The organism is Armatimonadia bacterium (assembly GCA_039679385.1).
In the GTDB taxonomy this organism is placed as follows: Bacteria; Armatimonadota; Zipacnadia; order Zipacnadales; family JABUFB01; genus JAJFTQ01.
Genome location: JBDKVB010000168.1, coordinates 1 through 12,550 on the forward strand (window position 1 = coordinate 1; position 12,550 = coordinate 12,550).

Genomic DNA, 12,550 nt, shown 5'->3' on the forward strand with positions numbered 1-12,550 from the left:
GGTCTCACAATACGGTGCTCGTGGATGGTCAGGAGCAGAATCGACGTGTGGCGCGAGACACCCATACCGTCTGGGAACCGAAGGCGCCGCGATGGATGACGAACGCGGAGTGGGACTTCGCCGAGGGCAGCTATGAGGACGGCTATGGAGTGGAGGGCAAGAAGATCGCCACGCACACGCGGCAGGTTCTCTTCGCCAAGCCTGACTACTGGGTTGTGCTCGACACGATGACGCCCGCCGATGCGGAGGGGCACACCTACGAGGCGTTGTTCCACCTCGACGCCGAGGAGGCGGTGATCGACCCGGCGACGCGGTCGGCCACTGTGGAGTATGGCGGTGCTGCGTTCCGGATCGTGCCGCTGTGCCCGGAGGCGGTTGAGGTGCAGGTGATCAAGGGGCAGACGACCCCGGTGGTGCAGGGATGGCTGCCGACGGGCGAGCACAACAAGCTGCGGCCGATCCCCACGGTTGCCTATCGATGGAAGGCCAAGGGGCGCAGCACCGTGGGATTCGTGATGATTCCGAAGGACGCAGGAGCCGACTGGTCGGTGAAGCAGACCAAGGGTGAGACACTCGGAGACGGTGGACTGCGGGCGACGATGGTCCTGGCCGACGGGTCGCGAGACCTGCTCCTGCGGCGTCCGGGTGGGAAGGCGGTTCAGGCTGAAGGGCCGCTGGACACCGATGCGACGCTGGCCGTAGTGCGACTTGGGGCGAAAGGGGAGACGCTGCGGACCTTCCAGTCCGACGGCACCCGGCTGGAAGTACGACCACAGTAAGCGAGACTGATTCGGCAGGTCAGGATGGCAAGGGAAAGCCGGGAGGCCTTGAGGGCTTCCCGGCTTTGCTGTGACCTGTGGGGAACGGGGCCTTGCTACCAGGCGATGGGAGCGATCTCGACAGGCGTTCCACCGTTGCGCATGGAGTCCGCGCCGGCGCAACCGGTGGCCACGCTCATGCGTCCCGCCTCCGGGGTTGCCAGTGGCTGCTTGCCCTCGAGGACCATGTCGAGGAAGTCCTCGCAGATGACGGGATCAGCGCCGCCATGGCCGCCGCGTGCCGGCTTGATGGTGTACTCGCGGTCAGCGAGGTCCTTCCAGGTGTGGGCGCGACGCATCTTCACCCAGACCTTCATCTCCGGCTCAGAGTTCTCGACCCGGCCCTCGGTGCCGATGATGGTGTAGTTGCGGTGGTAGTCGGGGGTGAAGTGGCACTGCAGGTACGAGGCCTTCATGCCGTTCTCGAGCTGCATCACCATCACGTTGCTGTCCTCGATGTCGACCTCCTGGCGGAAGCAGCACTGGTTCCGGCGGGTGTTGTCGAACTCCCAGCAGGTGTCGGCCTCCGGGCAGTCGGGGCAACGCAGGTCATTGGGCTTGTCGCCGCCGAAGAAGTCCAGAGAGCCAAAGGCGGCCACACGCTTGGTGTAGCTCCCGCATAGCCAGTGGGTCATGTCGATGTCGTGGCTACCCTTCTGAAGGAGCAGGCTGGTGCAGTTCTTCTTGGTGGCGTGCCAGTCGTGGTAGTAGAAGGTGCCACCGTGACCGACGAAGTGGCGTACCCAGCAAGCCTTCGGCTCGCCGATGGCCCCGGAGTCGATGATCTCCTTCATGGTGCGGAAGATGTTCATGTAGCGCATGTTGAAGCCGACCATGAGGTGCTTGCCGGAGGCCTTCCAGGTGCGCAGGATGCGGTCGCAGCCCTCGGTGGTGATGGCAAGAGGCTTCTCGCAGAAGACGTGCTTTCCGGCCTCAAGAGCGGCGCAGGCATGCTCCTCGTGCATGAAGTCGGGGGAAGTGACGGCGACGGCATCGACGTCATCACGCTCGAGCAGACGGCGGTAGTCGTCGGTGAGGAAGACCTGCTCTCCCATCCGCTGCTTGAAGTCTTCCAGGTATGCGGGCACTACGTCTGCGCCTGCGACGACGAGTGCGCGTTTGCTGTCGCGCCAGTGGTTTGCAATTCCTCCGCGCCCGGTAACGCCGATGACGCCGATTCGCAGCTTGTCCATGAGACAACCTCCCGTGGTTGGATGAGACGACGAGTTAGGATGCAAGGCCTGGGCCGCGATAGCCGGGGCGGAACCCACATCCGAAGGGTTCGCCGAAGGGCCTCAGAGGGCACAGGTCTGCGATCTGATCGAGACGCTCCAGCACGGTCTCCGGCAGAGGGCCGGCGGTGACCGCAGCTACGTTCTGTTCTACCTCCTGCACCGAGCGGGCCCCCATGAGGGTCGTGTGGACGTCGGGGTTTGAGATCACCCAGCGCAGGGCAAGGTCGGTGATGGGCATGTGCAGCTCGTCGAGGAAGTCGTAGAGGGCCAGGAACTGCGCACGTCGCTGAGGGCTGAGCCAGGCCGGATTAGCGGCCACCTCTTCGTCGTAGCGCCGGGCGAGCCACCCCTGTTGTAGCGGCGAGCCGATGACGATGCCCATTCGCTGCCGGTGCGCCTCGGGGATCAAGGCGACTTCGGCCTCGCGCCAGAGGAGGCTGTAGTTGAAGGCGGTGAGGACCACGTCGTACTGGCCGGTGGCACAGATGCGAGCCAGAAGGTAGGGTGTTGTGCCGCCGAGGCCGGTGAAGCGGACGAGGCCCTGAGCCTTGAGGTCTGCGATGAACTCCGTGACGGGCCCGGTGAAGCGCTCCCAGTCAGTCCACCAGTCGTACTGGCCGGGCCGGTCGGGTTCGTGGACCATGAGGATATCGACCTGATCGCGCTTGAGCAGCCGCAGGCTCTCGTCGAAAGAGCGCTTCAGGTGGTCAAGGTTGCGAGGCTCGAAGGGCTGCGGACGGCCACCGAGCTTGGTCGAGAGGAAGTAGGGAGCAGCTACGCCCTCCAGGGCCTCGCCGAGGACCTCTTCACTGTCGAGGTATCCCGGCGCGGTGTCGACGTAGTTCACGCCGAGCTCCAGGGCCCTGTGAACCGCCTGGCAGGCCCGGTGGCGATCATCGCCACCCGCTCTGGAGACGAAGAGCCCGCCCATTGAGAGCAGGCCCAGGGAGAGACCGGTACGTCCGAGGACACGTCTGGGTAACATAGGATTGTCACACCTTCGGTTCGGACAGGCTCAGTGGGTTGCGGCGAAGGCAAAGCCGGTGCTATCATTACAAGATGGCCGAGCGGTTGCCGCTGCTCCTCTTGGGCACCGAAGGGGAAGCCGCGTGCCCAACGGGCCAAGTTTAGCACCCGCTTAAGGGTCGGGCAACCGCTTTGCGGAACCAACTGGAGAGCGACGGGGTTGAGAGGAACTAGAGAGGCAGCAAGGTCCTTCGTTCGCCTGGCTGAAGGGGGCTAGAGATGAGCAAGGTACGCTTTGAGGTGAGCTTGCCCGAGGTGCGCAAGGTCTACATCGCGGGCGATTTCAACGACTGGGATGCCACGGCGCGGCAGATGAAACGGGTGCGCAAGGGAGAGGACCTCTTCGTGGCGGTGCTGGACCTGGAGCCGGGGGTCTACGAGTACAAGTATGTGGCGGACGACGTCTGGAGGTGCTGCCCGACGTCGCCGCGGGTGCCCAACAATCAGGGGACGGAGAACTCGGTGGTTGAGGTGCCGGAGTAGCGGGGTGCCTCGCCGAGGTACGGCCCAAATCAGGCCCACAAGGTTGACGCTTTCGCCCGAAGGTTTGCCTTACTGCCTGATAGCCGGGGGATGGAGGCCGGGCGGACCGCACTGTCTGTCCGTGGGAAGGGCTCTGGGCGTTGACAAGAGAAGACTGGAACAGGCAAACTGGGGGTCAAGGCAGCCTGTCACCTCTGGGAACCGACAGCGTTTCCGGAGCGTTACCCCGTGCGGCATATGCTGCGTAGGCGTCGTCGTGTTCGCGCTTCCGTGACCTGGGAGGTGCTTGAAGATAGCACTCGCCATCGAGACCAACGAACTGACGAAGACGTACGGAGTCGATTCCGACGGCAAGGCGGTCGGTCTGCTCGGGCTTTCGCTTAAGGTGGAGGAAGGGCAGATCTACGGGCTTGTCGGCCCCAATGGATCGGGCAAGACCACCACGCTGAAGCTCCTGCTTGGCTTGATCTTCCCGACGTCAGGCAGCGCCAGCGTCCTGGGAATGCCTGTTGGTTCCATGGAGTACAAGGAGCGGATCGGGTTCGTCCCTGAGGGTCCGTACTTCTATGACCACCTGAACGCCGTGGAGCTGCTGGAGTTCTACGGCGGTCTCTTCGGTCTGCATGGGAAGGCGCTGGAGGGCCGTATCCAGGAGTTGCTGGAGCTCGTGGGGATGTGGACGCGGCGCGATATCCGTGTTCGCAACTACTCCCGCGGAATGCTGCAGCGCATTGGCCTGGCCCAGGCTCTGCTGAATGACCCCGACCTGATCTTCATGGACGAGCCGACGGCGGGCCTCGATCCACCGGCGCAGATGCAGATTCGGGACATCATCCTGACGCTCCGCCAGCGGAGCAAGACGGTGTTTCTGTGCTCGCACCTGCTCAAGGAGATGGAGCCGCTGTGCGACAACATCTGCATCCTGAACCGCGGCAAGCTGGTGAGCTCGGGCAGCATGGAAGAGGTGCTCTCAAGCCAGGGCTCGCTGTTCCGGCTGGAAGCCGAGCACGTGTCGGGAGAGGTGGAGAGTCAGCTCAAGGCCACGGCTACGCACCTGGTCAACAGCGGTGGGTTGCTGGAGGCTAAGTTCCCGGATCAGAAGGCGGCGGTAGAGGCTGCACAGCTCTTGACTAACGCAGGTCTGACCGTGACTCACATCGGCCCCGACCGCAGGACCCTCGAGGAAGTCTTCATCGAGGCCGTCAAAGGAGAACAGTAGGCATGGCACGTCGCAACCTGCTGTCTGATTTCAAGTGGCTCCTGTTGCTGGGAGTCGTCGGCCTGCTGATAACGCTGGCCTTTGCGGAGACACAGTCCCAGGTCGTAGTGGCGACGTGGATCGTGCTGGGTCTGGGGATGGTGGTGGCGATTGCGGTCAACTTCCCGACGCGGTTCTTCAGCAAGCTGATGCCGCCGGTGTGGCGCGTCGCGCGAGCCACTTTTCACGAGTCCTGGCGTCGCCGGTTCCTCAACAGCATTCTGGTCTTCGCGCTCCTGATCATCCTATCGTCGTGGACCCTGGCGTATCTGTCGCCGGGTGCTGAGCTGAAGATGCTCATCGACATCGGCCTAGGCGCCTGCCGGTTCTTCGGCCTGCTCATCGCCGTGTTCCTCGGTACGCGTCTGATCGCCGACGAGATGGAGCGGCGGACGATCTACACCTTGCTGGCGAAGCCTGTGACGCGGTCCCAGTTCCTGTTCGGCAAGTTCCTCGGCGGCTACGCCACTGTATTCGCCAACGTCGCGGTAATGGGCCTTGCTTTCTACATCGTGTTCCTCATCAAGGCGCCACAGTTCCATAAGCTCAGTTCCGAGACGCTGGACACGACGTTGCACATGGAGTTCATGTACGGCAACATCGTCAAGGCCATCGGTCTGATTCTGGTGGAGCAGATGGTACTGGTGGCGCTGGCGGTCACGGCGTCGACAGTCTTCTCGTGGATCCTGGCCTCGATCTTCTCGTTCTTCGTGTACTTCGTGGGACAGATGAGCGACTTTTTCCGCCAGTTGTCGGACCCGGGGCAGGGAGCGAGCAAGGCTGCGCAGATACTGTTAGGGACCATCTACCGCGTCCTGCCGCACTTTGAGATCTTCGACATCCGCGAGAAGATCCTCAAGGACGAGCTGGTGCCCTGGGACACCCTAACCAAGCACGGCCTGCAGGGGCTGCTGTATGTTGTGATCATTCTGCTCATTGGTTACCTGTTCTTCAACGAGCGCGAGGTCTAGAAGGCCGGTGGGGTACCGTCCAGGGGGACGGCTGAGGCACAGGAGAAGGCCTGGTGTAGGTTCGTCATCAACACGAGGACACCGGGGCAACCCATGAGGCATAAGCTATGAAGATGCGCACATCCCAGAAGGTGATCGGCTGGCTGGCGGTGGTCATGCTGGTCGTGATGCTGCAGCCGCTGAGCGATAGCGTCTACTACGACCGGCTCATCATGGGGCTGCGCCGGCCGACACCTTTGACCAAGATCGTTGAGTTCGACCCGACTGCGATCACCGGGGTCATTGCGGGGGCCATCCTCGGCGGCTTCCGGGAGATCGCTGCTTCGATGCTCTGGATGAAGACGCATGAGATGTGGGACAGTGGCGAGTCGGCGGGGATCAAGGCCCTGAGCCTGATGCGAAGCGTTACGCTTCTTGATCCGCACTGGCTGGAGCCCTGGAAGGTAACCGGCTGGCACCTGTGCTACAACCTGTATGTTGAGACGAAGGATGAGAAGCAGAAGGCGGAGTATCTGCGGCTGGGCGTGAACGTGCTCAAAGAGGGGATCTCGTGGAACCCCAATCTGTACGATCTGTACTTTGAGCTGGGCTGGACCTACTTCGACAAGATTCGCGACTACCCGCAGGCTGCAAAGTGGCTGGGAGCGGCCATCCAGTTCGAGCATCCGGAGTACATCGAGCGCCTGATCGCGCACGGCTGGGAACGGCTGCCGGACATGCCGAAGGCCCTGGACTGGTACGATTTCTGCATCAAGCGCGACCCCAGTGACGGAACGGCCTATGGTGCGACGCTGACCATTCGCGAGCGCTACCTGCACGCCTGGCGCAAGATGGAGCAGGGCCAGTACGACGCGGCCATCGATGAGATCAATCAGGTCATCGCCATCCAGCCGAACAACATCCTGGCGATCCACATGAAGGCGCACATCTACGAGCGGGCCCTGCGGTACCGGGATGCCATGGCGACGTGGCAAGTGGCGGCGAACCTGTCGAAGCTCGACTTCCATGCCCGGGCACGGGTGGCGGAGATGGCACGGAAGCTCGACCTACCGGTGCCCGAGGAAGCCTCGGACATCTTCATGCAGCGCCAGAGCAGGGGACCGTCCGTACCGGCGCCGCAGGACTTCTGAGTCCAGGCTACTGCGAAGCGACTGACGAGACACAGCCGCCGGGGAAGGGAAGCTCTCCTGAGAGAGGAGCAGCGACCGAGATCCCCGGCGGTTTTTGTGTTACCTCCTCGATGCCTTCCTCACTCAAACTCGGCCCTGTGCCAGTCGTCCATGTCCATGGGGCGCAGGTTGTCGAGACGCAAATTCGGGTCGTCCTGCATCCAACGGTTGAGGTCGGAGACATTCCCGAGCATCCTCGCGCGCCCTGTGGTGTCGTCGATGGTCGGGGATTCGTCGCGCATGTAGGCCGACCACTTGCGGGAGTTGATGTCTTCGGACTCGTTGCGGTTGCGGATCACCTCGTCGATGATGTCCGAGACCGAGGTGTCCGCGTAGCTTCCGCTACGTGTGCTGACGGTCTGTCTGCGCAGGACCTGTCGAGACTGGACGATGGCAGCGAGAAGGTCAGCCACCTGGTCGAACTTGTCTGCGGGCGCGGCCGAGATGCTGGCGTAGAAGAGCCAACTGCCCATGCCCGGTATGCTGCCCGCGAAGACGAGTGCACGCATGGGGCCCCAGTTGCGGGTCGGGCTGACCTCGTTCCAGGTCATGTCCAGGGCGGCCCAGTTGGGTCCCTGGGGCAGAGGCTGGACGGAGTTCACTCGGAGGTCGGTGAGGCTGCCACCGCTGATGCGCACCATGTGGCTGAGGCATAGCGGTGTGGCCTTGTCCGGCGGAAGGTAAGGCGAGGCGAGAACCTGCGGAGGCAGAGGGACACCTGCGGGTAGCATGGCCGAAGTCGGATCGACCACGCTCAAGGGGATGCCACAGGCGACGTAGCCCTCAGGTCCCGAGGCGACGATCATCCCGTCGGTGCCGGTGACGGTCCATCCAGGCGGGACGGAGATCACGACGGAGCCATCCTGATTCATCTTCGGTGTGAGGTTGAAGCGGGCCGGGTCGAGGCGCTCCGGCGCGGGTTGTCTGGTAGTGGTGCCGGTTGTGGTCGGCTGCCCGGTCGTCGTGGTGGCTGTAGGTGTCGTCGCCGCGGGTGCGGCAGTTCGGGACTGTATGAGCTTGTTGAGAAGCTGCTTGACCTGGCCCTCCTTGGCCGCGTACTGGTCAGCCGGGGCACAGATATGAGCCAGCAAGGCATCCTCCTCAGCGACCGCGACCATCACCTCGCCGCGCAGACTGATGCCTTCCACGTCTCGGTGATAGGTCATGTGAGCCATGGTGTCCTGCGGGTCGGCCTCGACGCTCTCGGGGAGTACACTCTGGGCCAGCGGGGCGTAGAAGGCCTGCTGAAGGACCGCCTGGGAGCCACGGCTCTCACGTGGCAGCAGGCAGAGCTCGCCCAGCGCGCCGGGTTGCTGCTGCTCGAACACCTGAACTGCGCGGCCGTCGTCAGTGGAGCGCATCAGCCAGCCCTCGGGGAGATCACCACGGACCCCGGCCGCCTGATTGGGCGGCGCGGAGCATGACAGTGCTTTGGTCGCACCGCGTGGCGGACCGATGGAGAGGAGAGCTGTGCGTGCGAAGCCCATCGTCTCCGGTGATACCTCTCCGATGACCGCAACGAGGTGCCAGGCGTTGCCGGCAGGGAAGACCGTGGCGATGCCCAGCACGGCCTTGCCGTCGGGGTCATCGAAGGTGACGGCCAGCCCCTGGCAGTCCTGGTCGAGCACCCGCAACTCCATCTCCATGAAGTCGCGGGGATTTGGGAAGTTCTCAGGGTCACCCTTGATCTCGGCAGTCAGTTGCTCGGCTACCGGCTTGGTAGGATCGATCTCGGCTGGAACGAAGAGGATCGCCGAGGCGCCGGGCAGCGCTCCTTGCTGCGGCACAATCACCAGGCACTTCGGCTCGGGCTCCTGAGCCGTCCACGTACCCTCCAGTTCGATGGAGAACGCCCCTCCAGGGCCCTTGAACACGTCGGCACTCCCTTGTCCGTACAAACCACAGAGCAGTGCGAACCCCAGGACCACTACCGTCCACCCTTTGCGCACAGCGACCGCCTCCTTTGGCAGACCTTCCCCCCCCGTCGCGTGTTGCGGCTCTTGTGGTGGCCAACCGCCACCCCGTCCCCAGGGTTCTTCGACGTCAGGGCACCAGTCACCCTCCGTGGTTTGCGGCGATTGTGCCGGAAACGAGAACGGAAAGGCCCCGGCCAGCGGGAAGCTGCCGGGGCCTGGTGAGGGGACAGCGGGCGTCAAGGGATCGTGCCGTTGCCGTTGTCGGAGCGGGAAGCCCTGGCCTCGGCACGTCCCATCTTCTCGAGGAAGGTCTCGCTCTTGAGGTCGACTCCCAGGTGATAGCGGATGTGGCGACGCAGGAGGCGGCGGACCTCGCCCAGCGTTCCGGGGGAGAGTCTGAGACGGTCAAGCCTGGCCGGTTTCAGCGACTGCATCGTCTTCATGGCAGCCCGAGACTGGGCGGAAACCTCGACGCCTCCGGGGGCAGGACCTGCGCAGTCCCGGCAGACACAACCTCCGAGGGGCGCCAGATAGGAGGAGGTGCCCTGGAGTTCGTTGCCGCAGCCTACGCAGCAGTCGACGACGGCTCCGATTCCGCTCAGGCACAGGTAGCGCAGGGCGAAGGCCCAGGTCACCAGCTCCGGCTGATGGCAGTCGACGAGGGCGGACAAGGTAGCCTGGAGGAGATCGAAGGCCTCCGGCTCCGGGCGGCCTGGTTCAGTGGTCTGAAGGACCAACTCCGCTGCGTAGGAGGCCAGGGCAAGCCGGTGCAGGTCTGTGCGGAGCGGGTAGTAGGCCTCGACTACCTCGCACTGGGTCAGGCGGTCGAGGTTGCGGCCCTCGGAGAGCTGGAGACGGGAGAGGGTGAAAGGCTCGACGGCCGGCGCCAGTTTGCTCCCAGGCTTGCCAACACCACTGACGGCCGCCTCGACCTTGCCCCGCTCGCGGGTGAGGAAGGTTGCGATGCGCTCGGTCCCCTTGTACTTGCGGGCCAGGAGAGTGATGCCGGTTGCGGTGTAGGAAGGCATGGGTGGTGGAAGCGCAGACGGGAGCTGGAGTGGTGTCGCCCTTCCATGATACGCGACGCGCGAAGGCTTCGCAACCGGGGAAAGGGAACGGCACCTCACGCCCTGCCTCATCTCCGCGTACGGCAACGGCACCTCACACCCTGCCTCATCTCCACGCAGTGGCGAGGGGGAAAGGCAACGGCGAAAGGCAAGGGCAGGGCACCTCACGCCAGAAGAGGCGGTGGGTGTCGACCAAGGGCTAGTCGTCGCCCTCAGTTCTGACGTCCCCAGCCCTGCCGCCCCCAACCTTGCCGCCCCCAATCTCGACGGCCTGGGTTCCGGTGCGCTCGCCAAGAGTGAGTCAGTACCGGGGTGCGGTCAGAGGAACCAGACACGGTAGCGCTGGATCATGTCGCCGCCGTAGAGCCCCGCGAAACTCCAGAGGCCAATGGAGACGAAATGGCCCAGGGTGAAGGCGATGAAACCGGGAGCGAGGCGACGGTACAGGCGTGCACCACCAAGGCGCAGGACCGCCGACTTGGTCAGGAAGAGCACGATGGCGACGAACCACATGTAGTTCTCGTGGCAACTCGCGAGGGCGAAGCCGACGGCGTGCAGGGGGAAGGCCACCCACTCGCGGCGAGCGAGGATGAGCCCGAGCGTCATGACCGCGCCGACGACGGTGGCTGTGATCCTGGGCGTGCTCGGCGGCTGGGGGAAGTCGATGGCGTCGGAGGCATACTGGAACTCGTGCAGGGCGATCCCGGCCCGCTGGCCGCCCTGGGTGCCGCCGACGGTCTCCATCACATTGCCGCCCCAGGTGTGGTAGGAGGCGATGTACATCCACATGGCGACGAGGAGGCCGAAGACGGCTGCGCCGATCACCAGGCGAGCTGTGCGTCGGGCTCCGATGCCCATGGTCTCACCAACGATGCAGGCCTCCTGCTTCAGGCTGGTGATGGCGTAGTAGGTGCCGCGCTCCAGGAACACAAAGACCGAGAGTAGGGAGAAGGACTGGAGGCGCCCGGCACGGATGAAGGGCGTTGAACCGAGGAAATCGGTCAGGACCGACTTCTGCTTGAGCAGCGGGTAGCCCCAGACGATCGGCAGTCCCGTCTCTGCACGGTTGCGGGCGTAGGCGATGAGGAAGAGGGTGCCGACGCCGAAGTAGCCGCAGAACTGCCACCAGTCGACGCCGTGCAGAATCGGGAACAAGACGAGAGCGAGAATCCCAAGGACCGCGCCGAAGAAGGCCGTGCGATGGGAAAGGGGCTCGCGGGAGTCGTCGATGTTGGGGTCTCCGGTCAGGGCCTTGCGGGCGACCTGGGAGATGCGGTGACGAGCCTGCCAAAGGAAGTACAGGCCAAGGATGATCATGGCGCCGGTGGCCTGCTCATTGGAGAAGGGCAGGCCGGGAGTCTGCACGCCCAGGATGCGGGCGGCTGGTCGTGTGACCCAGTGGACCATGGAGAAGACGAAGATGGATAGCAGGATCTCGGAAGGGACCAGGTAGCCCAGGCCGAGGATCTCGGGCTTGTACCAGACCATGAGGCCGGACATGGTGTTCCAGGGGGACTCGGTGAAGAGCTTGCCGATGGGGTACCACATGCCCATGGCCGGAAGGCCGGGGCTGAAGACCTTGAGCATGTTGAGGCCGTCGTAAAGGACCGCAAGGGAGAAGCCGACCCACATCACGGGGTCCTTGAGGAAGGGAACGCCGGTGCCGAAGGTGCTGCCGGTGCGGACCATCTCGATGGACATGGTGGCGAGAGGAAAGGTGAGATGGTCGTCTTCGGCCCACTGCTTGCGGAAGAGGGTAACCAGGCAGAAGGAGCTGACAAAGTAGACAACCAGATAGCCGGTCCAGACGGCGAAGGGAGCGGCCCAGAGTCGCCATGGGACGACGGTGCTCTGGGCGAAGAACTGCCAGATGCTCTCGAGCATGCCGCCGACGACAGGCACGTTGACAAGGAAGCTGGTGGGGATCGTCTTGTCCGCGCCCTCCCAGAAGGTGCGCACTGCCTCAGGCTCGAGTGGCGCCCAGTGAGCCGGAAGATAGCGGGCCATCTCGGTGAAGTGGTTCTGGGGCTCACCGAAGTACTGCAACTCCATGATGCAGGGCAAAACCAGGCGGACGATGCCGACGGAGGGCATGGCCGCAGCGACCATGAGGAAGAGGTAGATAGCCAGGATCTCGTCGCGAGTGAGAGCGCGGCGCTGAGCGAGCTTGCCAAGGGCAGAAAGTACGGGCAGGTGCGAGGAGGCCAGCGCAGCCGCGACACGGCTCCACAGCACAGCGAGAAAGGCGACGAGGGCCAGGGAGAGAATCGCGGGGATCGGCGGCGTGCTCTCGCTCATCTGGCTGGTGGGTGTGACGAGCTCGCTATACTCCACCCAGGCATTGATGGCGATGGTGACGACGGCGGCGATGAGCAGTGCGCGGACCGTGACGACCGAGCGGTGAGGTGCCGTGCTCGGGCCAAGCTCTGGTGAGGTTGGGGACGTAGGCGCCGTGTCGATCATCCGAAGCTCTCTCGCCGGAGGCGGTCATGGGTCGGTAAGCTAGCGGACACAGGGGCTTGAAGGGCAGGGCAGACGGGGTATTCGCCGCGGTCCTCTCTGAGGCCTCCAGGGCCGGGGTAGAGGAGGTTCCGCGTTGTGTCTCAC

Annotated in this window: 10 protein-coding genes; 5 read left to right on the plus strand and 5 right to left on the minus strand. The window is 64.0% G+C overall.

The features are described from left to right. A partial coding sequence (locus ABFE16_19390) for a heparinase II/III family protein (GenBank protein ID MEN6347465.1) occupies window positions 1–779 on the plus strand: 779 nt, incomplete at its 5' end. Between the two features lie 95 nt (window positions 780–874). Here ABFE16_19390 and ABFE16_19395 read toward each other — a convergent pair. Together ABFE16_19395 and ABFE16_19400 are read right to left on the minus strand one after the other, a co-directional pair. Further along, window positions 875–2,011: a Gfo/Idh/MocA family oxidoreductase gene (locus ABFE16_19395; protein MEN6347466.1), complete on the minus strand. Its 1,137-nt coding sequence runs from the start codon at window positions 2,009–2,011 to the stop codon at window positions 875–877. Window positions 2,012–2,045: 34 nt separating this feature from the next. Next, window positions 2,046–3,038 carry an aldo/keto reductase gene (locus ABFE16_19400; protein ID MEN6347467.1) on the minus strand — a complete coding sequence of 331 codons (993 nt, stop codon included), beginning with the start codon at window positions 3,036–3,038 and terminating at the stop codon, window positions 2,046–2,048. A 260-nt stretch (window positions 3,039–3,298) separates the two neighbouring features. Between ABFE16_19400 and ABFE16_19405 the strand changes: the two genes are divergently transcribed. From ABFE16_19405 to ABFE16_19420, 4 genes are all read left to right on the plus strand, one after another. Continuing rightward, on the plus strand, window positions 3,299–3,562 hold the full coding sequence (locus tag ABFE16_19405; protein ID MEN6347468.1) for a glycogen-binding domain-containing protein: 264 nt from the start codon (window positions 3,299–3,301) through the stop codon (window positions 3,560–3,562). Window positions 3,563–3,848: 286 nt separating this feature from the next. Continuing rightward, window positions 3,849–4,781: an ABC transporter ATP-binding protein gene (locus ABFE16_19410; GenBank protein ID MEN6347469.1), complete on the plus strand. Its 933-nt coding sequence runs from the start codon at window positions 3,849–3,851 to the stop codon at window positions 4,779–4,781. A gap of 2 nt (window positions 4,782–4,783) precedes the next feature. Then, the gene (locus ABFE16_19415; GenBank protein ID MEN6347470.1) at window positions 4,784–5,791 is read left to right on the plus strand and encodes an ABC transporter permease subunit; all 1,008 of its coding nucleotides are present in this window, start codon (window positions 4,784–4,786) and stop codon (window positions 5,789–5,791) included. A gap of 107 nt (window positions 5,792–5,898) precedes the next feature. Continuing rightward, the gene (locus ABFE16_19420) at window positions 5,899–6,921 is read left to right on the plus strand and encodes a tetratricopeptide repeat protein (GenBank protein ID MEN6347471.1); all 1,023 of its coding nucleotides are present in this window, start codon (window positions 5,899–5,901) and stop codon (window positions 6,919–6,921) included. A gap of 119 nt (window positions 6,922–7,040) precedes the next feature. On the opposite strand, the gene ABFE16_19425 is transcribed toward ABFE16_19420, so the two are convergent. The 3 genes from ABFE16_19425 to ABFE16_19435 form a co-directional block, all read right to left on the minus strand. Then, window positions 7,041–8,909 (minus strand): hypothetical protein, encoded by a 1,869-nt coding sequence (locus tag ABFE16_19425; GenBank protein ID MEN6347472.1) that lies wholly within the window; start codon window positions 8,907–8,909, stop codon window positions 7,041–7,043. A 203-nt stretch (window positions 8,910–9,112) separates the two neighbouring features. Then, window positions 9,113–9,904: a DNA repair protein RecO gene (gene recO / locus ABFE16_19430; protein MEN6347473.1), complete on the minus strand. Its 792-nt coding sequence runs from the start codon at window positions 9,902–9,904 to the stop codon at window positions 9,113–9,115. 357 nt (window positions 9,905–10,261) lie between these two features. Continuing rightward, window positions 10,262–12,406 carry a DUF6785 family protein gene (locus tag ABFE16_19435; GenBank protein MEN6347474.1) on the minus strand — a complete coding sequence of 715 codons (2,145 nt, stop codon included), beginning with the start codon at window positions 12,404–12,406 and terminating at the stop codon, window positions 10,262–10,264. Window positions 12,407–12,550: the final 144 nt, after the last annotated feature.